20 protein-coding genes and 1 pseudogene are annotated in these 22,004 nt (G+C 68.6%); 13 read left to right on the top strand and 8 right to left on the bottom strand.

What is annotated here, in order from left to right; all coding sequences use genetic code 11:
• Positions 1–740, top strand: a pseudogene (locus U9977_RS09950) (geranylgeranyl reductase); the annotation flags it as partial.
• A gap of 18 nt (positions 741–758) precedes the next feature.
• Here U9977_RS09950 and U9977_RS09955 read toward each other — a convergent pair.
• The 3 genes from U9977_RS09955 to larB form a co-directional block, all read right to left on the bottom strand.
• Positions 759–2,765: a MinD/ParA family ATP-binding protein gene (locus U9977_RS09955; RefSeq protein WP_322748926.1), complete on the bottom strand. Its 2,007-nt coding sequence runs from the start codon at positions 2,763–2,765 to the stop codon at positions 759–761.
• Positions 2,766–2,848: 83 nt separating this feature from the next.
• Positions 2,849–4,288, bottom strand: a complete 1,440-nt coding sequence (gene larC, locus U9977_RS09960) for a nickel pincer cofactor biosynthesis protein LarC (RefSeq protein WP_322748927.1) — start codon at positions 4,286–4,288, stop codon at positions 2,849–2,851.
• A gap of 260 nt (positions 4,289–4,548) precedes the next feature.
• Entirely contained in the window at positions 4,549–5,430 is an 882-nt protein-coding gene (gene larB / locus U9977_RS09965) for a nickel pincer cofactor biosynthesis protein LarB (RefSeq protein ID WP_322748928.1), read from the bottom strand.
• A 180-nt stretch (positions 5,431–5,610) separates the two neighbouring features.
• On the opposite strand from larB, the gene U9977_RS09970 reads away from it, so the two are divergent.
• The 4 genes from U9977_RS09970 to U9977_RS09985 all read left to right on the top strand — a co-directional run bounded on the left by U9977_RS09970 (position 5,611) and on the right by U9977_RS09985 (position 9,232).
• Positions 5,611–5,793, top strand: coding sequence for a hypothetical protein (locus U9977_RS09970; RefSeq protein WP_322748929.1), 183 nt, complete (start codon positions 5,611–5,613; stop codon positions 5,791–5,793).
• 274 nt (positions 5,794–6,067) lie between these two features.
• The gene (locus U9977_RS09975; RefSeq protein WP_322748930.1) at positions 6,068–6,286 is read left to right on the top strand and encodes a hypothetical protein; all 219 of its coding nucleotides are present in this window, start codon (positions 6,068–6,070) and stop codon (positions 6,284–6,286) included.
• A 467-nt stretch (positions 6,287–6,753) separates the two neighbouring features.
• The gene (locus U9977_RS09980) at positions 6,754–7,962 is read left to right on the top strand and encodes a hypothetical protein (protein WP_322748948.1); all 1,209 of its coding nucleotides are present in this window, start codon (positions 6,754–6,756) and stop codon (positions 7,960–7,962) included.
• A 193-nt stretch (positions 7,963–8,155) separates the two neighbouring features.
• The gene (locus U9977_RS09985) at positions 8,156–9,232 is read left to right on the top strand and encodes an aminoglycoside phosphotransferase family protein (protein WP_322748931.1); all 1,077 of its coding nucleotides are present in this window, start codon (positions 8,156–8,158) and stop codon (positions 9,230–9,232) included.
• Between the two features lie 240 nt (positions 9,233–9,472).
• Here U9977_RS09985 and U9977_RS09990 read toward each other — a convergent pair whose 3' ends face one another.
• A complete protein-coding gene (locus U9977_RS09990) occupies positions 9,473–10,111 on the bottom strand; it encodes a phosphatase PAP2 family protein (protein WP_322748932.1) in 639 nt (212 codons plus the stop codon).
• Between the two features lie 879 nt (positions 10,112–10,990).
• Here U9977_RS09990 and U9977_RS09995 point away from each other — a divergent pair.
• Positions 10,991–11,323, top strand: a complete 333-nt coding sequence (locus U9977_RS09995) for a hypothetical protein (RefSeq protein ID WP_322748933.1) — start codon at positions 10,991–10,993, stop codon at positions 11,321–11,323.
• 399 nt (positions 11,324–11,722) lie between these two features.
• On the opposite strand, the gene U9977_RS10000 is transcribed toward U9977_RS09995, so the two are convergent.
• Positions 11,723–11,890 (bottom strand): hypothetical protein, encoded by a 168-nt coding sequence (locus U9977_RS10000; RefSeq protein WP_322748934.1) that lies wholly within the window; start codon positions 11,888–11,890, stop codon positions 11,723–11,725.
• A 525-nt stretch (positions 11,891–12,415) separates the two neighbouring features.
• On the opposite strand from U9977_RS10000, the gene U9977_RS10005 reads away from it, so the two are divergent.
• From U9977_RS10005 to U9977_RS10030, 6 genes are all read left to right on the top strand, one after another.
• Positions 12,416–13,333 carry a GNAT family N-acetyltransferase gene (locus U9977_RS10005; protein WP_322748935.1) on the top strand — a complete coding sequence of 306 codons (918 nt, stop codon included), beginning with the start codon at positions 12,416–12,418 and terminating at the stop codon, positions 13,331–13,333.
• Positions 13,334–13,346: 13 nt separating this feature from the next.
• Complete coding sequence (gene folP, locus U9977_RS10010) at positions 13,347–14,303, top strand: dihydropteroate synthase (RefSeq protein WP_322748936.1); 957 nt, start codon at positions 13,347–13,349, stop codon at positions 14,301–14,303.
• Positions 14,300–14,722: a dihydroneopterin aldolase gene (folB, locus tag U9977_RS10015; protein ID WP_322748937.1), complete on the top strand. Its 423-nt coding sequence runs from the start codon at positions 14,300–14,302 to the stop codon at positions 14,720–14,722. The genes folP and folB overlap by 4 nt, the downstream gene beginning before the upstream one ends.
• A complete protein-coding gene (folK, locus tag U9977_RS10020) occupies positions 14,719–15,219 on the top strand; it encodes a 2-amino-4-hydroxy-6-hydroxymethyldihydropteridine diphosphokinase (protein WP_322748938.1) in 501 nt (166 codons plus the stop codon). Before folB ends, folK begins: the two co-directional genes overlap by 4 nt.
• Positions 15,216–15,653, top strand: a complete 438-nt coding sequence (locus U9977_RS10025) for a DUF3180 domain-containing protein (protein ID WP_322748939.1) — start codon at positions 15,216–15,218, stop codon at positions 15,651–15,653. Before folK ends, U9977_RS10025 begins: the two co-directional genes overlap by 4 nt.
• A gap of 1,497 nt (positions 15,654–17,150) precedes the next feature.
• The gene (locus tag U9977_RS10030; RefSeq protein WP_322748940.1) at positions 17,151–17,951 is read left to right on the top strand and encodes a hypothetical protein; all 801 of its coding nucleotides are present in this window, start codon (positions 17,151–17,153) and stop codon (positions 17,949–17,951) included.
• Positions 17,952–17,985: 34 nt separating this feature from the next.
• Here U9977_RS10030 and U9977_RS10035 read toward each other — a convergent pair whose 3' ends face one another.
• Complete coding sequence (locus U9977_RS10035) at positions 17,986–19,083, bottom strand: alpha/beta hydrolase family esterase (RefSeq protein ID WP_322748941.1); 1,098 nt, start codon at positions 19,081–19,083, stop codon at positions 17,986–17,988.
• Between the two features lie 236 nt (positions 19,084–19,319).
• On the opposite strand from U9977_RS10035, the gene U9977_RS10040 reads away from it, so the two are divergent.
• Entirely contained in the window at positions 19,320–19,748 is a 429-nt protein-coding gene (locus U9977_RS10040; protein WP_322748942.1) for a hypothetical protein, read from the top strand.
• Positions 19,749–20,124: 376 nt separating this feature from the next.
• Here U9977_RS10040 and U9977_RS10045 read toward each other — a convergent pair whose 3' ends face one another.
• Positions 20,125–21,132, bottom strand: a complete 1,008-nt coding sequence (locus U9977_RS10045) for a mechanosensitive ion channel family protein (RefSeq protein WP_322748943.1) — start codon at positions 21,130–21,132, stop codon at positions 20,125–20,127.
• A 300-nt stretch (positions 21,133–21,432) separates the two neighbouring features.
• Positions 21,433–22,004: hypothetical protein (locus U9977_RS10050; protein WP_322748944.1), on the bottom strand; the 572-nt coding region annotated here is incomplete at its 5' end.

Raw genomic sequence — 22,004 nt, forward strand, 5'->3', positions numbered from 1 at the left:
GGGGCGGGCGGGAGATACGCGCCCGGGTCGTCGTCGGCGCAGATGGCGCGTCCGGGCGGACGGGCGCCCACGTCGGCGTCCGGTGTGACCAAGTGGACGTCGGCTTGGAAGGTGAGTTCCCGGTGAGCGCACCGACCGCACGGCGCTGGGGCGGCCGGATGCTGCTCGACTGGGGTCCGGTCCCCGGTTCATACGCCTGGCTGTTCCCAAAGAGCGAGGTGCTCACCGTCGGTGTGATCGGTTCGCGGGCAGACGGCGATGCGCTGCGTTCCTACTACGGCGATCTGGTGCGCCGGCTCGGTCTGGGTTCGGTGACACCGTTGCACGACTCCGGGCATCTGACGAGGGTACGGGCCGCGGGTTCGCCACTGCGCCGGGGCAGGGTGCTGGTCGCCGGCGACGCGGCGGGTCTGCTCGACCCGTGGACGCGCGAGGGGATCTCGTTCGCATTGCGCTCGGGGCGTCTCGCGGGGGAGGCCGCGGCCCGAGCCGCTGTCGGTGATCTGTCCGCGCTCGCGGAGTACCCCAGGCGCATTGAAGCGGTGCTCGGCCCCGAAATGGACGCCGGCCGCAAGCTACAGGCGGTTTATGCACACCATCCCGGGCTGCTGCACGCGTTGCTGACCTGCATGCCCGGTACCTTCGGACTGTTCGGGCGGATCGTGGACGGCCGTACGACAGTGGCCAGGCAGCTGCGGCGCCCCGGCGTCCGGGCCGTGACCGGCGCCCTGGCCCGCTGAGTGGTGCCCGGACAGGCTCTAAACCCCGGGTGGTAACCCGCCGAAACGCTCGGGATCCCCGTCTGTCAGGGGAGAACCGAACCGTTCGGCGACGGCACCGGCGATTTCGAGAAACGCCTGCCTCGTCGCTTTTCTCAGCCCTTCCAACGTGATACGTCCGCCGATGGCGAGATGGGGATCGTAGGGTACCTGAACGACTCGCCGGGTACGGGCGGCGAAATGCTGTTCGAGCGTGTTCATATCCACCGACTCGCCATTCACCGGGAATGTCGAGATGACCGTCACCGCCTCTCGCACCTGGGCGGCGTACCCGTGTGCGTCCAGCCAGTCCAGCGTGGCACTGGCCGACGAACCGCCATCCGCGCTGGAACTGCTGACAATCACCAGTGTGTCGGCGAGTTTGAGGACCGCGGGCATGGCGCTGTGCAGAATCCCGGTGCCGCAGTCGGTCAGCAGGATCGAGTAGTGCCGCTGCAGGATGTCGTCGACAGCAAGGTAGTCGGTGTCGGCGAACGCCTGCGAGATCTCGGGATCGTTCGCGGACGCGAGCACCTCCAGGCGGCTGTCGGCCTGTGACAGGTACCGACGAACGTCCACATAACGGTGTAGCGGGGCTGCATTGTCGAGTAGATCGCGCACGGTGTTCGTGGTTGTTCGCGGTACCTTGGCACCGAGCGTCCCGCGGTCGGGGTTCGCGTCGATCGCCACCACGCGGTCCCCACGCAGACTCGCCAGGGTCGACCCGAGGGCCACGGTCGTGGTGGTCTTGCCGACACCGCCCTTGAGCGACATGACCGCGACCCGGTGGCAGTCGTACAAGGGGGTGCGGATGTGCGCGACCAGGCGCCGATGGCGGGCCTCGTCGGCGGACGGCCCAGGATTGATCGCTCCTCCGGACGCCCTGAAGACCAGTTTTCGCCAGCCTCCGGAGGCGGTGTCCGGCTGGGCGGGCAGCAGCGCGCTGGTCATGAGTCTGCCGGGCGCACGGGTGACGTCGGCTGCCCCGTCGTGGCCGGACGGCCGGATCTCCGGTGCTGGCGCCGGGTACTCGGTGCTGGGGTAGGGATTATCCGGGTAGGAGCCACCCGGGTACGGCACCGGCGGTTGCGGTGCGCCGGGACGCGGACCGCCGAGCTGTCCCTCATCTGCACGACCGCTGTTCCGGTAGGGCGGCAGGTCCGGGGCGGGCGCCGCTGCGATCGGTGCCGTGGACGAATCCGGCGCCTGCTCGGCCGCCGGCGGCAGTTGCAGCGGTGGCGGTTGGGGTGACGGTTGCAGTTGCGGCGGTGACGGTTGGGGTGACGGTTGCAGCGGTGGCGGTGGCGGTGGCGGGTAGTCCGCCGAGACCGGCGGGCGTGGCGGTACCTCGAACGCGGTGTCCGCGACGTCGGCGGAGACGCCGAGCGGATCGGTGGAGTCGAACGCCGGCGGGTAGGAGTCGTCCGGGTAAAGCGGTGCCGGCCGGAGCGTGGCGCTTTCGGAGCCGGACCGCTGGAAGCCCGGTGCGGATTCTGCCTGCGGTGCGGATCCCGCTGGTGGTGCGGTGGTGCGTCCGTTGCCGTTCTGGTCGGTGCTCGGGCGTTCCTCGTGCCGCAGTGGAGTGGCGGACAGCCGAGGTTCGGACGGCGGGGGCGGAATCGGCGCGACGTGGCTTGAGTAGCCGCCAGGACCCCGGTAACCGCCGGGAAACGGGTCGCGGTCGAACAGCGGGTCGTAGGTCGACCTTTCGGTCCACGGCCGGGCGATCGGTGGCACGGCCGGCGGTTCACCCGAAGCGCCCGGCCAGGAGCTCGTCAGCGGGTCGAATGTGCGCTCACCACCGGGCGGTGGCACCGGTGGTGGGAACTGAGCGGGCCAGGCCTGGAACGAGGAATACGGGTCGTCGTTGTTCGGCTCGGTCGAGCTCGGCGGAAGATGGGAAGGCGCCGGCGACTGCATCGACTGGCCTGCGCCGCGATCTTCCGCCGGAGCGCGATCGGCGTCAGGCATGTCCGTTCGGGCGTCGATGTCGATGTCTCCGTTCATGCTCCCGCTCAGTCACGGCCTCGCCGGATACCGGTTCAGGGCTCAACGCCACCTGTCCGTCCAGGGCGGCCCACCGCGGCGATTCAGGATTGCATGCCGGGCTCGACCTTGTCATCATCTGTGCCCTGGCCGGGATGGGTAAAGTATGTTCTGTCCGTATCCGGCGCCCATGATGTTTCCGAGGCGAGTGCCGCTGCGGCAGCCAGGACCCAGCGGGTCGGCCGGTCCAGCCGGACGGCGGCGCGTCGCACGTCGTCCCACTCGGGTTGCACGGTGACCACCTGACCGTCCGGGAGCATGCCAATCTTCACGGCGATGGTTTCGCCGCTGACGTTCACCGGGCGGAAAGTGCGGTCAAGCGCCCGCTTGTGTACGGGCGTCTCGCGCAGACCGAGGGTGGGGGTGTGGAAAAAAATCATCTGTCGGACCGGGTCCGCGCGCGCTGGCGCCACCAGCACGGAGAGCGTGTGCGCAGGTCGTCCCTTCTTCATCAGAATGGGCGTCAGCCAGGCATCGGACGCCCCTACCGCCAGCAGTGCCGCCAGAATCTCCGGCCAGGCCCGCGGGTCGAGGTCGTCGACGTTGGTTTCGACCAGTAGTTCATCGGTTGCCGGGGGGATGCGAGCGGCGGCGTATGCGGACACCGACTGCTCTCGTTCTGATGCGCCGTGGGCCGACATCCCGGCGGGTGGCGCGGCCCCGACGACCAGCCGGACGACGTTGGGCCGGCCCGGGATGTCGCGCTGGCCCGCGCCGACACCGACCGACTCCACCCGCATCGCAGGTAGCTGGCCATAGGCGCCCACGTGGGTCGCCACCAGCGCCGCTCCGGTCGGTGTGCACAGCTCCAGGTCCACGGGACCACCGTGAGCCGGCATTCCGCTTGCCCGCAGGAGTTCCAGGACGGCAGGGCCGGGGATCGGCAGGACACCGTGTCCGGTACGGGCCGAGCCGCCGCCGAGCGCCATCGGGGACGCGACCAGCTGGTCCAGGCCGAGCGCGTCCAGCCCCGCGCAGACACCGACCACGTCGGCGAGCGCGTCCAGTGCCCCGACCTCGTGAAAGTGCACGTCGTCGGCGCGGATTCCGTGAACGGTCGCCTCAGCCTCGGCGAGCGTCGCGAAGGTGGCCAGGGCACGCTCGCGGACCGTCGCGGCGAGCGGTGCGCCGGCAAGTAGCAGGCGGATGTCCGCCCAGGTACGGCGGAGATGCTCACCGCCGGGTGCCCCGATCCTCTGCAGTCCGTCCGGATGCGTCGTACCGCCACTGCTGATCACATCATTGGTGGTGACGTGGACGCGAGTGGCGGCAATGCCGGCCCGGCGGGTCACGGTGACATCCAGGCGGACTGGAAGTCCAAGCGCATCGACCGCGTCGGCGATCACGTCGGCCCGCTGACCTGTGCCTGCGAGCGCCCCGCTCACTGCGCCAAGCAGCATGTCCCCGCTCGCCCCGCTGGACAGGTCGAGCCACCCGACCCGTGCCGGGCGGGGCGGCGAAGACCCGGTCGGTCCGGTCGGCATCGCTGCTGCGCTGTTGGCTTGGTGCGTTCCGGCGTCAGTCACCCGTCCACTGTCGTCCACCCGTCCACTGTCGTCCGGTGGTCGGGGTCGCCGGAACGCGCCCCGGACCCGCCCTGCCCCGGCCCCCTGTAGCCGATCGCGGCCGACGGTAGCGAAGCGGTAGGTCAAAACGGTCGCTATAGCAACGAAAACTACCTAACGCCCGGGTGTCCGCGGGCAGTCCAGTAGGTGGAAATCGTCGCCATCACGGCCCAAATGACCTACTCCATCGGCGGACGATCCGCGGGTGCCGCGGGTGCGGATATGGGCGCTGTTCGGCGGGCGATGCGGGCGGCGAAGATTCCCGCTCCGAAGCCGTTGTCGATATTGCAGACAACGATGCCGGGTGCGCAGGATGTGAGCATCCCGAGCAGAGCGGCAAGCCCGCCAAAGGAAGCGCCGTAACCGATGCTGGTGGGGACCGCGACCACCGGCGTACCAACGAGCCCACCGACGACGCTTGGCAGGGCACCTTCCATGCCGGCGATGACGACCAGACAATCCGCGGCGGCGAGGATGTCGCGGACCGCGAGCACCCGGTGCAGCCCGGCGACCCCCACGTCCGTGATCGTCTCAACGCCCGCTCCGGATGCGCGGGCGGTCAGCGCGGCCTCAGTGGCGACCGGCGCGTCCGACGTCCCCGCGCAAACGACGACGACCCGCCCCCGGGCCGGTGGCAGTGGGCCGACGACGACCGTGGACAGCCGGGTGGAAGGCCCGGACTCCGGACCCGGACCCGGACCCGGACCCGGACCCGGACCCGGCGGACTGGACGTGGTCAGCTCCTCGGGCCACTGGAGGAGCAGCGCCGCGACGGTGGCCGCGTCCGCGCGGGTCACCAGCGTCGGATGGCCGGGGCCGGCCACCCGCCGCAGCTCGGCGACGATGCCGACCGTTTGTGCCGGCGTCTTGCCGGCGGCGTAGACGACTTCCGCGTCGCCGGTGCGCAGGCCGCGGTGGGTGTCGACACGGGCGTACCCCAGGTCGGTCCAGCCGGTGCCGTCGCCGAGCGGGCCGGCGGTGAGGCGGCTCAGGGCTTCGTCCGGACTGACCGCGCCGGCGGCCACGGCGTCCAGCAGGAGCCGCACATCGGCCGTGTCCATTCCCCCGACCCTATGCTGCCTGGTGCAGGAAGGAATCAGGTTCACGTTCCACCCGCCCACATAGCACGCACGTGCCGCAATAGATCGGCCGTATACGGCTCCGTATAAGGATGAGGACGAGCGTGGGCGCGCTGGCTGTTCGGCCGGTGGAATGCCGATGCGCCGGTCGATCCGACCTGGTTGCCGACCTGGTTGCCGGCCTGGTTCGGTGACCAGGCATGGGCTCCGCGATGGTGGGACGACGACACCATCTGGCTGATCGACGTGGAGAACGTCGTCGGCCGGGTGTGGACGGGGACGGCCGACGACGACCTCTACCGACTGTGGGACCTCTACACAGCCCAGCACCGCCACGGTGGGTAAGAGGTGAACGGTGTCCCGGGCGAGCTTTCAGCGGGATCTGGACCGTGTCGGGGGGTGTCGCGTGCGCTGCGTGACGATACGGGGAGCTAGGCTGTCCAGCTCATCATAATTCGGACGGTAGATGACTGGTTGGAATCGGGGTCCTTCAATGCGGTCCGTCACGACGCCGTAGGATCGTCAAGGTGAGACGCGCTGATCCGGTCCGGGTCGCTCCCGCTGCGGTGATTGGGCCGGCCCGCGCGATCAGACCCACCCTTGATGGGATGCCGTGGGCATGAGTGCACCGACCCGGCTGGCCTGTCTCGGGCCTCCTGACACGTTCTTCGATGCGGCGTTGCTCACTCTGCCGATCGTTCATGAAGTCGATCTCGACCCATTACCGAACGTAGCGGCCGTTCTTGGCGCGGTCCGTCAGGTCGACGCCGCACTGGCCGGCGCGTTCGGCGCGTTCGGCGCGTTCGGCGCGTTCGGCGCTGCACCGTATCTGCGCTGAGGTCCGATTTCTCGGCAGCTGACCGAGTGCGGATGGACAGGCTCCGATCATGCGGTCCAGCACGTCGGACGATGCCTTCCGCAACGCGGCGGCCTGGCTTTCCGGTCTGCGTGGGAGCGTCGCCCGCGCCTGAAGAATTCGGTCCAACGGTTGCGTTGCGAGCGCGATACCGCCGGGGGTAACTCAGGTCGTCGTGAGCCGACCCGCAAACTCTCCGTGCCTGTCGTGGTCTGAGCGTGCTCTCTCCCCTTGGCGCATCCCGCGATGCGCTTCGCATGAGTTACCTTGAGTCACATTCTTGCTGCTGAACGAGATCATATCGGTACGGAAAGTGCCACATTGTGGCCTTGCCGACAGGACACAGGGAGCGCGTAGTCATGTCCCACGCTGACGAACTGTCCCCGTCAGCTTGCTCGGCCAGCCTCTGGCCGGCGGCTGCGGAGGTAGGCCAGCCAGGCCCGCCCGATATGCCGGCCGCGTCGATTCCGGCCGCCCGTACCCCCCCAGACGATCATCCGGACTCCTATGTCCTGCCCGCCCCGATGTCATCGCCGGGCGAAGCCGGCTCCGCCGTAACGGGGGCCGACCGTCGCGACATCCCCACGATGTCGATCGCCGGGACATCGGCGCTGCCCGATCGGCGGCAGTTTCACCTCTATGCGGGGGCAACCGTCGTCGGCGTTTTCCTCACCGATGGGCAGCTTGCGGACGTGGTGGATGGGCGTGGTGCAACGCCGTTTCAGGTTGCGCTTGCACATGCCGAGGAGCGGTTGGCCGCTTTGCTGCGCGCGCACGAGTACACGGCGCCCGCGCAGGTGGCGACACAGGCCGTTCGCCTACGCTCCGGTCTGGGCCGGCTGGCCCGCGGTTCCCTGCAGGCCTCGGACGCCCGTCGGTTGCGGATCATCGCTGGTCGGCTTGCCGTTCTGCACGCTGATGCGGCGTTCAAACTGGGCGAGCCCGATGCGGCACGAGCCCTGGCCGCCCAGGGATACGCCGACGGGCAGTGGGCGGGTGACGGACCTCTGCAGGGATCGGCCCGTGAGATCGCGGCGGTGGCCGAGTTCTACGGCGGGCGTCCGGCGGTTGCCCTGCAGCTCGCGCGGGACGGGCTGCGCCACGTCAGTGGCGGTCCGGTACGGGCGCGCCTGGTCTGTCAGGAGGCCCGCGCACTCGCGGCCCTCGGCGACGTCCGTGGCGCCGCACTGGCGCTGGATACTGCCTACGATCTTGCTGACATGATTCCCGTGGAACAATGGGGATCTCCCGGTCCGGGCTTTGACACCTTCCATCCGGTGGAGGTCTCCTACAACGCGACCACGGCGTTGTGCCTGCTTGGCCGGCCCCGTGCCGCAGAGGAACATGCACAGATCGCCATGCCCCGGCTTGACGCGATGAACACCCCGGGTTTCCGTTCGGTGATCAGACTGGATCTTGCATTGGCCCTGGTCCGCCAGGGACGGCTCGAGCTTGACCGGGTTTGCGCGCTGGCCACCGAGGCGATCACTATCTCCTGGGCACGCACGGTGGCGTCGGCGTCGAATCGGGCCGATGAGTTGCTGGCGATAACCCGAACGCACGGTGATGTCCGCGACGTGCGGGAGCTGGCGGCGTTCGTACGCGACTGGCAGCGGGAGGGCGAGAAAAAGGCATCGTCATGGACGTCAGGGCCGTAGACGTGTCAGGGCCGTAGACGTTCAGAGCCGTGGATATCGGCCAGCGGTGGAGCCCGTCGCTGAACGTGCATAACGAACCAGCAGCACTGACCGTGTGTCATGAGGACATGGAAGGGCGCGGAGCGAGGTGGGTACGTTCGGAGGAACTGGCCTGACGACGCTCCGGGTTGAATGAGGATCGGAGCGATGTCGGATGGCAGTCACGGGGTGCGATGGTCGCTTCACCGTGGCGAACGCATGGTCGATTCTCCGCGAGATGTGCGCGGCGGTCGGGTTGGACGACCGGGATGCCGAGGTCATCAAGATTACCGCCAACGCGGTGTTCCGGTTGCCGCGGGCCAGGCTGGTCATCCGGATCTGCGGGTCGCAGGCGATGGCGCACCGCGCGCACAAGGTTGTCCAAGTCGCTCGCTGGCTGGCCCGACACGAAGTGCCGGCGGTGCGCCTTGCGCCGGGTCTGCCGGCACCGCTGCTCCTCGGTAGCGTCGTGGCCACATTGTGGATCGACGCTCAGGCCGAGCCGCGACTGGTCGAGCCGCCCGGTCGCCACTTTCAGGAGAACCAGCCCCTGCTGGGCGTTCGAGGGCCAACCACACACGCCGCCACCACACGCGGCGCCTCAGCACTCGGCTCGACAGCGCACGTATCGGCTTCACGTGCCTCCACCACGGGTGAACGGGTGGTGAACGGCGACCCTCCGGCCGCGTCCGATCTTGCTGTAGTTCTACAGCGGATCCACGCGCTACCACAACCCGACACCGCGTTACCCCCATGGGACCCGCTGGACGACGTTCGCAGGCGTCTTGCCGATGCGGAGGGCCTCACCGACGCTGACCTCGCGTTTCTCCGGCGGATGGCCGACCGGCTCCAAGCCGCCCTCGAGGGTGTCACGTACGACCTCCCGGCGGGTATCGTCCACGGCGACGCCCATCTCGGCAACCTGATCAGATGCCACGACGGACGGGTGGTCATGTGCGACTTCGATTCCGCCTGCTACGGACCCACCGAATGGGACCTGATCCCGGTGGCTGTCGGGCAGCTGCGCTTCGGTTACCCGCCGGAACAGCACGCGGTGCTTGCGTCGGAGTACGGCTTCGATGTGACGCGTTGGTCGGGATTTGAGGTCCTGCGGGCCCTGCGGGAACTGAAGCTGGTGACCAGCGTTGTGCCGATTCTTGCGAGCAATCCGCGGGTGGCAGCGCAGTTCGCCGTCCGCCTGGCGAGCCTGCGTTATGCGGACGAAAGCGTCCGCTGGCTGCCGTATTCCTGACTCCTATCAGTTTTCTGATAGTTCTTCGAGCCAGGATTTCCGCTGTTCCCCGCGATTGAACAGGGTCCGTCGTCCTGTTCGGGATGTGAATCTGGCGGCTGATGTTGCCATCGTATCGGAACACCGTTGGCAGCCGTGTCCGGGCGGTGTGGAGGTTGGGTTCGATATCGGAGTCGTTGAGCTGGTCGGCCTTGTCCAGCGGGATCGGCACCGTCGACAGGGTGACCATTGGAGCTGGTTCTAAGACAGGTCCGAAGAAGATCCTTCGAAGATGCGTCGGGTGAATACGGCAATCATGGTCGCTGTCCAGGCGACCGCGAGCAGGCAGCCGCCGATGACATCCGACAGATAGTGCACACCGAGGGCGAGACGCGCACCTCCGACCGCCACGATGATCAACACTGTCGGTGCTGAGACGACGACCGGTGGCCGTCGCCCGTGGACCGCGGCCAGCGCGGTCAGCCCCACCAGCACCGCGACGGTCACTCCGACCACATGCCCGGACGGGAAGCTCGTCCCGTGGGCTGTGGCGACCGGCGCCGCGACGGACGGGCGGGCCCGATTGACCAGTACCTTGACGGCACTGCCGATGATTCCGCCGATCCCGACGGTGATTGCGATGAACAGGGTCAGCCAGCGGAGGCCGGCTGGATCGAGCCGGCCGAGACCACGGGCGTTTCCACCCCGCCCGGGGCGCACTCGAGTCCACAATGCCACCACAACGGCCAGGGTGGCCACTCTCAGGATGAACGGGGCGATCAGGATGCTCAGGACATCGGCGGCGTCGATCAGCCAACCCCGGGTGGCCACGACGGCGTTGAGGTCCGCGGCCGTGTCGGTGTCCGCGTGGGCAAGGGGCGCCCAGCGGGTCTTTACCACGATCGTGACTACGACGAACAGCCCCGCGCAGGTCCCTGCGATCCACCAGGCTCGCGCAGCAGCTGGCGATCGCGGACGGGTCGGCGGGTCCGATGCCGACAGCCCTGCTGACAGCCGCGGCCGAGGCCTGGCCCGTGGATCATCACCCTTCCCCGTCGAGGGCTGTCGGGTTCCCATGACGTCCCAGTCTCGTCCCGCCGGGCGAGGGAAGCCCAACCAGACGGCCTGGGTGCCGACCCGGGTAGGCCGCGGGGCCGGCCCCGCGACGCCGCGTGCCTATTGCTGGGCGTGCTAAGAACAAGAACGGGTTCTATGAGCCGGAAAATCATGTACCCGAGCGCGCCGAAAGCATGGGTACACCGATTCATGCAGGCCTTCTCCCCGTTGGCGTTTTTCTGCTTCGTCGTCGACTCGAAAGGCGACGGTCCGGGCGGGAGAAAAGAGTTGCCGTGGCTCCCATGAGAATTCGTCGACTATCGTTGTCGCGGTCGCCGCCGGGTCGAAATCCCGGGCACCGGGTCGGTCAGAATAGCGCAGTCGCGGGCGGGCGCACCCGCCGTCACCAGACCCGGAATCCATCGGTGGGACCGTGTCGCGCGTGCCGAAAGTGGCCGTCCGGCGTCGCTCGGTGGCCCGATGGAGGCCTGCCGCCGGATATATCGGTGCCTTCCCGGCCGACGGCGGCGAGTTCTATGGACCAGATGATACGTGCCCGTTCCCTCAGTATTACTTCTCTTTTTGCGGCATGACCTCATTTTGCGATAAGGAGACTTTTCGAAATTACACGGACGAAGTTATCCGGCGGGGTTGACCGGGTGAGCGTCCAGTGGAGTAGGGTCACTTCTTGTTCGGTCAGTCCCGGCGAGAGGAAAAAACGTGATGGCACAGCAGCAGCAGCAGCAGCAAATCGAACAGCAGCTGCGGCAGAACTGGCAGCAGATCCGGTACCGACTTCTCGATGAATTCGGACAGGTCGGCACCGCGGACCTCGACGCGGCTCGTGACGTCAACGATCTCGTTCAGCGGATCGCGGACAAGACTCACCACAGCGAGCGCTACGTCGAGACCCGGCTGCAGGAGCTCGTCGGCGCGGGCGCTGGTGTCGGCGGCCAGTTCGGCGGCCAGCAGCAGGGCGGCGGCCAGGGCGGCTTTGGCCAGCAGCAGGGCCAGCAGGGGCAGCAGGGCCAGCAGGGCCAGCCGTTCGGCCGCTAGTCCCGCCGTCGTGGCGGTGATACACCGCCACCTGTCCTGACACCCGCGGCGGCGTGCGAAGCGATGATCGCACGGCCGCCGGCCAGGTGCCATGACTGCGCGAGATTGTCTTCGCGCGAAATATGGACCAGTCAGGTGGTCTCACCACCAAGTATCAGGAGACCACCTGACTGGTTCAGGTACCAGCATACTTTCCAAACTGGCCAAAGGCCGTGCGATCATGCCTTTTTCGCACGGCCGGCGGCATGCCGGATCGTCGGTATCTGGCCAAAGGCCGTGCGATCATGCCTTTTTCGCACGGCCGGCGGCATGCCGGATCGTCGGTATCTGGCCAAAGGACGTGCGATCATGCCTTTTTCGCACGGCCGGTGGCATTCATGATCTTCGTTGACATGAAGATCATGGTGTCAGGCTCACCAGGAGTGTCCGGTACTCCAGCAAAGCATCGATCAGACCCGTGACAATGGGATTACGGGGCATTTGACCCAGCTCGGCAAGAATTGAATCCGTCTGTTCCAGCGTAGGCTGGGCGTCGACAGCGGCGACGAGTGTGACCAGTCTGCTCATGGGCGGCCTTTCAACGACTCACAGTCGTGAAGCGACGTCCATTTGACCAGCACCTCGTGTGGCTGGGTCGCCTCACCGGATACACCTGCCAAAACGGCACCGCGTGGCGGGTTCACCATCACTTTTCGTTCCATGCCCTTCAGGGAGGAGCCCGGCTCCTTTGTCGGGCAGTGGTACAACTGACGTTACCGTAAAAAACGGTAGAGCTGCGGTGTTCCCGTCGGGTTGAATGGTCGTTACGGCGAGGTAACAAAGTTTGCGCCCAGTAGTCAGATCGCCCGCGGTCCGGTGGATGCCTGCGGGCTGATTGCGCTATTTGTACATGATGTGCTGGCCGGTGCATCCCCATTGCTTCCCGTGACGCTCTCCGAGGGTATCAATCCACCGCCGTTGCGCATCCGTGGCGTCGGGTGTGGCGGCGTCGGGTGCGGCGGCGAGAGGCGAGCGGCGAGAGGCGAGCGGCGAGAGGCGAGCGGCGAGAGGCGAGCGAGAAAGTGTCGTTCACAGGCCGGTAGCCTCAGACGTGTGGTCAGTGCGGGTCCGTCTTCGGGCGGCAGTCGGCGGACGGCAGCCGGCCGGCAGGGCGGGGTTGCCGAGCCTGCCGCAAGCAGCCCCGGACGTGATGCGCTGGCGGCGCCGGGTGTCGGCGATCAGGTCGATGTAGCCCTCAGCCGTGAGTTGGAGGGCCTTGCCCATCGTGCGTGGCCCCCGTTGCGTGAGCGCCACGTCGGTGGTTGGGTGCTGCGGGCGTCGGCTGGCTCTTCGCGGCGCGGCAACTCGGTCTGGGCTCGTGGAGACGTCTCTGATCTTTCTGTCGCGCTCGACGAGGTCCGCGGCTTCTACGCCGCGGCAGGGCTTCGCCCGACAATCCAGATCACCCCGGTGTCAGTGCCGGCCGGCATCCACCAGGCGCTGGACGCGGCCGGGTTCGACGACACAGGTCCGACCGATGTCTGCACCGCCGATCTGGCGGACCTTGCCGAACGGCTGGACACCGCCGCGCCCGTTGAAATGATCATGTTTGATGGCATCGCCGACACCTGGCTCGACGTTGCCGGGCGGGTCCTGTCAACCTTTGCCGACCAGCGCACCGGCACCCTCAAGGTGTTGGCGAATCTCACGGTGGCGGCGAAATACGCCATGTGTGTGGCCGACGGTGTGCCGGTCGCGGTCGGCCGCGGGGTCCTCGACGGAGACTGGCTCGGCGTCTACAGCATGGCGACCGTACCGGGCGCGCGCGGCAGGGGGGCGGCGCGTGCCGTCCTTGCCGGGCTTGTCACCTGGGCTGCCGACGCGGGTGCGTCGCGCGCCTACCTGCAGGTGGAACAGACCAGCGCCGCGGCCCGCCGGCTGTACGGCGCGCTCGGGTTCCGACCCGTCTATCGGTACTCCTACCGACGACATCATCATCCTGTCGGCGGTCCGGATGTGTCCCCACGCTGATCATCGAGGAGCCATGACGCCCGAGCAGGCCAGTCACAGTCTCTTGGAGCCGGTGGGCCGGACCCGCGTGATGGGCGTGATCAACGCGACCCCGGATTCGTTCTCCGACGGGGGTACCTATTCGACCGCCGCTGCAGCGGTCCGGGCCGGGCTGGCGATGGCCGCCGACGGCGCCGACATCATTGACGTCGGCGGTGAGTCGACCCGACCGGGTGCGGCCCGGGTCGATCCGGACGAGGAACTGCGCAGGGTGCTGCCGGTTGTGACCGAGCTGGCCGCGGCAGGGGTCGCCGTCAGCGTGGACACGACTCGCCGGACGGTCGCCGAGGCCGCGCTGGCAGCCGGTGCTGCGATCATAAATGACGTGTCGGGCGCGGCCGACCGCGATTTGCTGACGCTCGCCGCCGAGCGGGGTGTTCCCTACGTATTGATGCATGCCAGGGGTGCGAGTGCGAACATGTCCACGCGGGCGGTCTACGGTGACGTCGTGTCCGAGGTCGTGGCCGAGCTGCGTGAGCGCCTTGGAGTCGTAGTCGCAGCCGGTGTCGCGCCGGAAAATGTGATCATCGATCCGGGGATCGGCTTCGCGAAGAAGGCCAGGCACAACTGGGCCCTGCTCGCGCACATGGGCGCCTTCGCCGCGCTGGACCAGCCCCTGCTGGTCGGTACGTCGCGTAAGTCGTTTCTCGGCAGCCTGCTCGCGGACGCCGACGGTCGGTCCCGGCCGGCAGCTGACCGCGACGACGCCACCCAGGCGACAACGGCGCTACTGGCGGCCACCGGGGTCTGGGCGGTACGGGTGCATGCGGTGCGGGCGGCGGCGGACGCCGTCCGGGTCGTGCAGGCATGGCAGGGCGCCCGCGCCCCCTGGCAGCCGCACGATGCGCGCACCCGGTCAGCCCGGCTTCGGTCCGCAGCCGGCGGCTCTGACCCGGGCGGGCCCGGACGTCCACCGGCGGGTGCGGCATGACCGGTGGACCACCGGGAGCGGGATGGCCCGGGGCCGACGGTCCGCTGGCCGCCGCGCCGGACCGGATCGCCCTCACCGGCCTGCGGGTCCACGGCTGCCATGGCGTCCTGCCGGCCGAACGCGCGCTGGGTCAGGAGTTCATCGTGGACGCCGTTCTGTGGGTGGATACCCGGCCGGCGGCCAGGACCGACGACATCACCGCCACCGTCGACTACGGGACGCTGGCCCGGACCCTGGCCGGGATCGTGGCCGGCGAACCGGTGGATCTGATCGAGACGCTTGCGCACCGGCTGGCTACCGCGTGTCTGGCCGACCACCGCGTTGCCCGGGTCCAGGTGACCGTGCACAAGCCCGCGGCGCCGATCCCACTGCCGTTCACCGACGTCGCGGTCACCGTGACCCGGGACCAGCCCGCGTGACCGGGCCGATACCGCAGCCGGGGCCGCCGACCGCGGTTCTCGCGCTGGGCTCGAACCTGGGTGACCGCCTTGCGCGGCTTCGTGCCGCCGTCCGTGCGCTGCGCGCCCTGGCGATGTCGGAGGTGTACGAGACCACGCCCGTCGGAGGACCCGACCAGGACAATTATCTCAACGCGGTCGTGTTGGTTCACGCGGCGCCGGCGCGGGCCCTGCTGGCGGCCGTGCGGTCGGCCGAGGAGGCTGCATCGCGGGTGCGGACGGTACGGTGGGGGCCGCGTTCCCTGGATGTCGACGTCATCGCCTGCGGCGAGCTGGTCAGTGACGATCCGGAGATCCTCATCCCACATCCGCGTGCCCACACCCGTGCGTTCGTCTGCGTCCCATGGCTGGACGTCGATCCGGACGCGGTGCTGCCCGGTCATGGTCGGGTAGCCGATCTGGTGGCCGGGCTGGATGCCTCCGGGGTCCACCGAACGCCGTGGAGTCTGCGCCGGTGAAGCCGACCCGGGCGCGTGACCTGGTGGCGGCGGCTGTGGTGGCCGGTGCGTTCACCTACGTTTTCATGATCTTCAATTATCAGAATCTACCGCGATTCCCACACACGGCACCGCTGTCGCTGGTGATCGTCGGATTGGTGGAGGCGCAGACCGCGTCGATCACCCGGCGTCGGTTGCAGGGGCGGCCGGGGACGAGGCCGATCCTGCCGCTGACCGTCGCCCGGCTGGCGGCCATGGCCAAGGCCAGCAGCCTCGCCGGTGCGGCGCTGGCGGGGGCGTGGGCGTCGGTATTCGGTTACGTGCTGCCACGCTCGGACGAGTTCCTCACCGCTGGCACGGATACGATCACCGCCGGTCTGGGAATCGGAGCCGCTGCGGTGCTCGTCGTCGGCGGCCTGTTGCTTGAGCGTGTCTGTCGAGTCCCCAAATCCTAAGTGGGTGGTAGATCTTCAATCGTGCGGACCGGCGCCCGGGCCTTGTGAGCTGGACAGATGGCTTTCGCAACATGCGCTGGAACCCTCGCGGCCGGGATCTCTTACTCTGGTGGTTGTCAACTGGGCGCGCGCAACGCGAGCGCAACGCCGTGATACACCGATGGGGACGTTTGGTTGGTGCGGACCGCGATGGGAGGTCAGTCGGTGGCGGACGGCGTGCGACGGTCTGATGCAGCGAATCCGCGTCGACCAGGGGCCGTGGATGGCACGCCGGAATCGCCGGCATACCCCGATGGAAGCGCGGCCCCGGCACATGCGGTTCCCGACCGTCGGGACGGCTATCCCCCGGGCCCGCACCGCAACCAGGAGCCGTACCAGGACCGGTACCAGGGTCCGTACCAGGACTCCGGTCAATATCAGGATTCCGGTCAATATCAGAACCCTGGTTCGTATCGGGATGCCGGTTCCCGTCCGCGGCCGGACAGGCCCCCGGCCCAGGATCCCTACCCACCGGCTGGCGGATATCCGGCGCCGGACTCGCGCGCGCCTGGTCCCCACCCGGGCAACGGCGCTGCGCCACGGGCTGAATACGTTCGCAATGATCGGACGGCTGGCCCCGGCAACGACGCCGGTTACCGCGCCGAGGCGGCGCCCCGTGGCCACGGTCCGGTCGCGCCCGGATACCCGCCGGCCGGTCGATCGCCGACCGACGTCTACGGTGAGAACACCCGATACGCCCCACAGGCCGCGCCCTCAGGGCCACCACCGGTCGATCCCGGTTCCCGTGGCGGCGCGCCGGCCTACCGTTCCGCGCCGCCACGGCCAGGCGGGCCTGGCGGGCCTGGCGGGCCAGGGCCAACTTCCGGTCCGCACCAGACCGCGGTGTCCCACCCCCAGCACGGGGACCGGCATCCCCAGGGTCGGCCCTATCCACCCGACACCGGGGGCTACCGGTCCGGTGGCCCAGGCGCGGGACAGCCGCCGGCGGACTTCGGGCCGGGGTACCCGCAAGCCCGTGGCGGGAACATGCCGCGCAACGGGGCCGCGCCGATCGCGTCGCCCGATGTGGATACCACGACTGTGGGCGGACGTCCCCCCGCGCAGCAGGCTTACCAGGGCCGCGCCGGGGGACAGCCATCCGCTGGGTCCACGGGGCCGATGCCACGCCATCCCGCGGATTCGACGCCCCCCAGGGGATCGGCGGGGGCTGCGGCGGGGGCCTCGGTGCGGGAATCGGGGATGGACGACGGATCCGCCGGTACAGGCGGTGTACGGCGCCCCCGTGAGACCCGTGAGACCACCGAGGCTACCGACCGGCCGAAGGGAGTCGCCCCGCCGCGTACCACCCGAGCACGCGCCGACGCTGCCGGCACCGGCGCCCGACGTCCGGGCGCGGATCGAGCGGATCGAGCGGATCGAGCGGACCGGCCCGTCAGGACGGAGCGATCCGCGAGCTCGGTCACGCCCGACCAGGCTGGCCGCGGTCGGTCCGAACGCGTGCGTGGCCGACGTCGGGATGACCATGGCAGCGCGCCATCCTCGATTGAGGACACCGGTTCGCACCGGGCACAGCCCCGCAACGCTGTCGCAGGCACGCCACTGCTGCGGCGCCTGCTGTACGCGGTGGTGATTCTCGCGGTCGCCTTCGCCGTCGGGGGTGGCGCCGGGTTCGTCTGGCAGAAGATCAATCCCGGTAAGGCCGCCACCGCGGCCCGGCCGGCTACCGCGCCGAGCGGCACGGCCGCCGCGGCGGGGCCGTCGGCATCAGCAAGCCCCGTCGCTGGCCCGGGCACCACAACGGCCCCCGCGACGGTACCGGCTGACTGGGTCGCCGTCACCGACGCGAAGCAGCGGGCGAAGTTCTCTCATCCGCCGGGGTGGAATCAACGCAGAGACAACACCGCCGTCTTTTTCATCGAGGCCCCGGCGGGAACAGCATCGGGATCTGGAACAGCATCGGGATCCGGGACGGCGACGGGCGGGCCTCGGATGATCGGAGTCGCGCGTGTCGCGGCTACGGATCAGCGGGCGGCGCTCAAGGCCGTCCAGGACTCCGAGTTCGCCGCTCAGCCTGGGTTCACCCAGGAGAGGTCCGGACAGGTCACGGACACGACCGCCGCACCGAGCCAGGAGCTGGTCGGCTCCTACCTGCGCGAGGGGCAACGAGTCACCTACGTGATGCGGGCACTGTCGGCCGGGGACGCGGTTTATGTCCTGATCGCCCGGTCGCCATCGGCACAGGCGGACACCGCGACGACCCTGATGGCGAGCTTGCGGGCGTCGTTCACCCCGGCCTGACCGACGCGGTCCACCCCGGCCTGACCGACGCGTTTCAGAGGTTGGGTCCGGCTCGGTGCGACCGCATTGGCGCGAGCAGCCGCCAGAGCACCTCTGCGGTGTTGAACTGTGCCGGACCGCTGCTGGGTGGCCAGCCATGGGCGACACCGGGAAGCAGGAACTCCACGACCCGCTGGTCGGACGAGCAGCTCGTCTCCTTTCTTGTCGCCGAGTAATGGCCGCCGGCCGGGGATGCGGCTGTGGCGGGGGCTGTGGGCGTGGGCGTGGGCGTGGGCGTCGCCTGGCCACCGGCCGCATCCTCGGTCGGTACCCCGTCGGCGTCGGTTCTGACGCTGTCGTCCGGTTGCGGGGACGAAGGGCAGCCGGCTCTGGCCCGGAACGGCTTCAGGCTGTCCTCGACCGATGTGAGCGATGCCCCCAGCACATCGGACCAGGCGGTGCCTTCGTAGGGAACGCGTTCATCGAGCTGTCCGTGCACGGCCACCACACCGATCGGGGCCGCCGGTGTGCAGCCTGTGATCTGCCGACTGGCTGCCACCACGGCGATGCCGGCGATTTCGGACGGGTGCTCACACGCGTAGCGGTACGCGAGCATCCCACCGTTGGAGAAGCCGACCAGAATCACCCGGTGACGGTCGATGGGATAGTGCTGTTCGAGATGGGAGATGAGGGCCCGCAGCCATCCGACGTCGTCGACATGCTCGGCGGCGGCCTGCCCGCAGCAGGTGCCGGCGTCCCACGATTTGTCCAGACCATCGGGATAGGCCACGGCGACGCCGGCACTGGCGGCCAGGGCATCGATGCCCCACTTCGCCTGGGGCTCGCGACCGTCGTTCGCAAGGCTGTGCAGCGCGACGACGAGCGGAAAGGGCCGCGGGGATGTGGCCGGCGGCAGGGTGAGGCGCAGCTGCGGCGTTCGCCCTGACCGTTCGTAGGCGTCCGGTCCGATCGTCGGGGTGGCGGCGCCAGCCACGGGCGTGATCGGCGTCCGGTGAGACCGGCTCACGGTGGCGCACCCCGCCAGGTACCAGGTCAGGACAAGTACGAACCCGGTGATGAGGCTGAGCATGGTGCGGCGACGCGAGGATGGCACCACTCGGATTTTGTCCCGCCCGCCAGACGGGCCTGTCATCGGTGTCGGTGTTGATCTCCTCGTGGACTGCGAAGGCCACGGGTGACGCTCGTCTCGCCATCCCGGCCGGTGTGTGGTGCGGGACCCGTGGTGGATCCGGGCAGGGCCGAAAAGACGCCTGACTCCGGTGCCGCGCCCTGGCTACCCAGGCCGCATCCCGACGGTGTCTGCAGTGTCGTTGGGGTTGTGGCGGGCGTTGGGGTTGTGGCCGCAGGCATTGGGGTGGACGCCGACATGTGATCTTTCGCTCGACTCCGGACGATGTCAGTGCCGGGCCCGTGCCCGTCTGTCCTGACCACGCCGAGACGGGGTCGGTCGGTCGGGCCGGTCCGGTCTACCGGATCGGTGACATCGGTAATATCGATGACATCGGCCATGCCGGCTATATCAGCTACCTCGACATCACCTGCATCTGTCAGGTCGGCTGTATCCGACGTGGCTGCCTCATCAGGACGCTCTGGCCGCGGGCTGATCGCGGCGGCGGCGCGCCGGTAGCGGACAAACGCCTCCTGAGCGCGGTTCTCCAGGTTGTCGACCAGTTCGAGCTGCTCGCGGACACGACGCTCACCGGCTGGTCCGGCGGCGAGAAGGTCCGACAGGCAGCGGTCGACCGCGCGACGGGCCTGCAGCCAGACAAGGAGCAACCGGGAGCGCTCCAGGTCTGATGGCATGTCCACCGAAATGTCTCCCCCGTTTCCCGCGCTCCGCGCAGGTGGCCTGCGGCCGCGGACGGCCTGGGGACCCAGGCCGTCCGGCAGGCCGAATCCAGCGCGCCGCATGGCGGAGCGACGGGACCGGCGCCGCCGTTGGTCGCGACACTCCGTCGTACCCAGAGTGCCTCACCCACATCCCTCGCGTGCGTCAGTTCGCACAAGGAGCATGGGTGCGTCGTGGGGATCTCGGATGGTTTGGGTGGTCCTTGGGTCTGATGGCGTGGTGTTCGTGATTGCCGAGTGTGAGCATCGTTCCAGCTGTGACTGCCATGTCATATCTTTACGAAGTCATGTCGTTACGAGGTCAGGTTCTCCTGCGGCCAGGTTGTCACGACGGTTGCCCCGGCTCGGGGTCGAGGCCTGATCCGCCGGTTGCCGTGGACGTGTCCCGTTCGTGCTCGGGGATCGGATCCGCAGGGTCCGCCGTCTGCCCGCCGTTGCCGTGACCCGCCGTCACCAGATCACCGACCAGATCACCGGCCAGATCACCGGCCAGATCACCGGCCAGGTCACCGGCCGGGTCACCGGCCGGGGCGCCGACGAGGTCGCTCACCGGGACGACCACCGGCTCTTCGGCGGCGGCACGAGCCCGGTTGTCCCGCCAGGTGGACCTGGCGGTCGTCAGCTCCGGGCCACCACGGCGTAGAACCTCCTCCCAGCGGCGTTGCATCGGACGAATCAGGCCACCACCCACCCCGACCACCGTCACCCCGGTGACCGTCGTGAGCAGGGCATAGAGCATCGGGGTTGTCACTGCGGTGGCAAGTCCGAGTTCGTCGAGGGCTGCCTTGCCAAATCCGATCATTATGAGCACGGTTGTGGTGGTCGCTGCGGTGTTCGCGTAGTGAAGGCCGGTCAGCGCCTCGCCGACGAAGGCGCGGGCGGCCGATGCAAGGGTGACGCCGAGTACGAGCACCGCACAGGCGAGAATCGCGTGCGCGAGCAGGATGGTGAGGGCGCGGACGAGGTCGCTGACGGGGTTTGTGCCGAACAGGCCGAGGGCCAACTGGAAGAGCGCAAGGAGTGCAACGGCGAACACCAGCCGTAACACGCCGACGCGCAGCTCGTGGGCGGGCCGGCGGAGCGCGCGGGTGAGCCCACCCCGGTCGAGCAGGTTGTCGGCGCCGGCGCGGTCAAGGAGATGGTTGATGATTCTGATGACGGCGCGGACGGCCAGGCCGCCAGCGAACATGATGAACGCGAACGCCCCGATTTTTGGCACGATCTGAGCAAAATATGACCATACATCCGATAAGCCCTCATTCCACCCGGCGGCCTGCGGTGCCAATAGTCCCCACTCCCATCGCGACGGTCGTGCCCCAGGTCGGTTGCGCACCGGTCGGTCCTGCCCTGGTCGGTCGTGCGCTGGTCACTCGTGCGCTGGCTGCTCGTGCACTGGATCACTCGTGCGTGTGGGCGCATTGTCACCTGACGATCGCTGTCTACCGATCGTTACCAGTTGCCCACCGCACGCACCGAAACAGCACACCTCATCGGTAACGATCGCACCATGTTGCCACACGGGCGCGGAAAGTAGCGTTCGTGTAGTCCGTCCGTGGATGCGCATGGCGTGGGTGTCACATGATTGTTCGCAGGCCGTCGCCTGGCGGGGGAGTATCTGACGATCATGAACCGACTACTGACTGGCGATCTTCCGGACGATCTGCCGTGCGACCCGGTTCACCACGGCCTGGTCGGGGTCGTCGAACACGCGGCCGACGACGAAGGAGCTCTGGACCTGGCCGTGGAACACGAACATCAGATCGAAGGTCATCGGTATCGGCGGCCCGTCCAGAGTCATGGTCGCCTTCACCCTGGTCAGTGCGCTGACGCCGGGGGGCGGCTTGCGGGCTGACGCTGCCCCAACCGTGAACGTGCTGCTGGCGGGCAGGTCAGCGGCCTTGGCGTACTCGCGTTGGAGCAGCTGGCCGACGCAGGACGGGAAGGATGACTCGGCGGCGACTCGAACGGCACCCGCAATCACGTTGGCTGGATAGACCGCCGCCACGGATCCCATGAAGACCTGGCTGTCACTCGTGGTGAAGTACGGTCCCTTGGCCGAGTCCAGCGGCTCCACCTTCGACCCGGCGCTGGATTCACCCATGCACGAGGCGAAACTGGTCATCGCGGCGACCGACAGCGCGCCACGGTTGTCCAGCGACGTATTGGCCCCGAAACCGGTCGTCTCCGGCCCCTCGGTCAGCACAT

The organism is Protofrankia sp. Cas8 (genome assembly GCF_963555845.1).
Lineage (GTDB): Bacteria > Actinomycetota > Actinomycetes > Frankiales > Frankiaceae > Protofrankia.

What these genes read in the sequence shown, in the direction of transcription:
- U9977_RS09975 (WP_322748930.1), top strand. Translation starts at nt 6,068, where the DNA reads ATGAGTGCACCGACCCGGCTGGCCTGTCTCGGGCCTCCTGACACGTTC.
- U9977_RS09980 (WP_322748948.1), top strand. Translation starts at nt 6,754, where the DNA reads ATGCCGGCCGCGTCGATTCCGGCCGCCCGTACCCCCCCAGACGATCAT.
- larB (WP_322748928.1), bottom strand. Translation starts at nt 5,430, where the DNA reads ATGGACACGGCCGATGTGCGGCTCCTGCTGGACGCCGTGGCCGCCGGC.
- U9977_RS09995 (WP_322748933.1), top strand. Translation starts at nt 10,991, where the DNA reads ATGGCACAGCAGCAGCAGCAGCAGCAAATCGAACAGCAGCTGCGGCAG.
- folP (WP_322748936.1), top strand. Translation starts at nt 13,347, where the DNA reads ATGACGCCCGAGCAGGCCAGTCACAGTCTCTTGGAGCCGGTGGGCCGG.
- U9977_RS10000 (WP_322748934.1), bottom strand. Translation starts at nt 11,890, where the DNA reads ATGAGCAGACTGGTCACACTCGTCGCCGCTGTCGACGCCCAGCCTACG.
- U9977_RS09955 (WP_322748926.1), bottom strand. Translation starts at nt 2,765, where the DNA reads ATGAACGGAGACATCGACATCGACGCCCGAACGGACATGCCTGACGCC.
- U9977_RS09985 (WP_322748931.1), top strand. Translation starts at nt 8,156, where the DNA reads ATGGCAGTCACGGGGTGCGATGGTCGCTTCACCGTGGCGAACGCATGG.
- larC (WP_322748927.1), bottom strand. Translation starts at nt 4,288, where the DNA reads ATGCCGACCGGACCGACCGGGTCTTCGCCGCCCCGCCCGGCACGGGTC.
- folB (WP_322748937.1), top strand. Translation starts at nt 14,300, where the DNA reads ATGACCGGTGGACCACCGGGAGCGGGATGGCCCGGGGCCGACGGTCCG.
- U9977_RS10035 (WP_322748941.1), bottom strand. Translation starts at nt 19,083, where the DNA reads ATGACAGGCCCGTCTGGCGGGCGGGACAAAATCCGAGTGGTGCCATCC.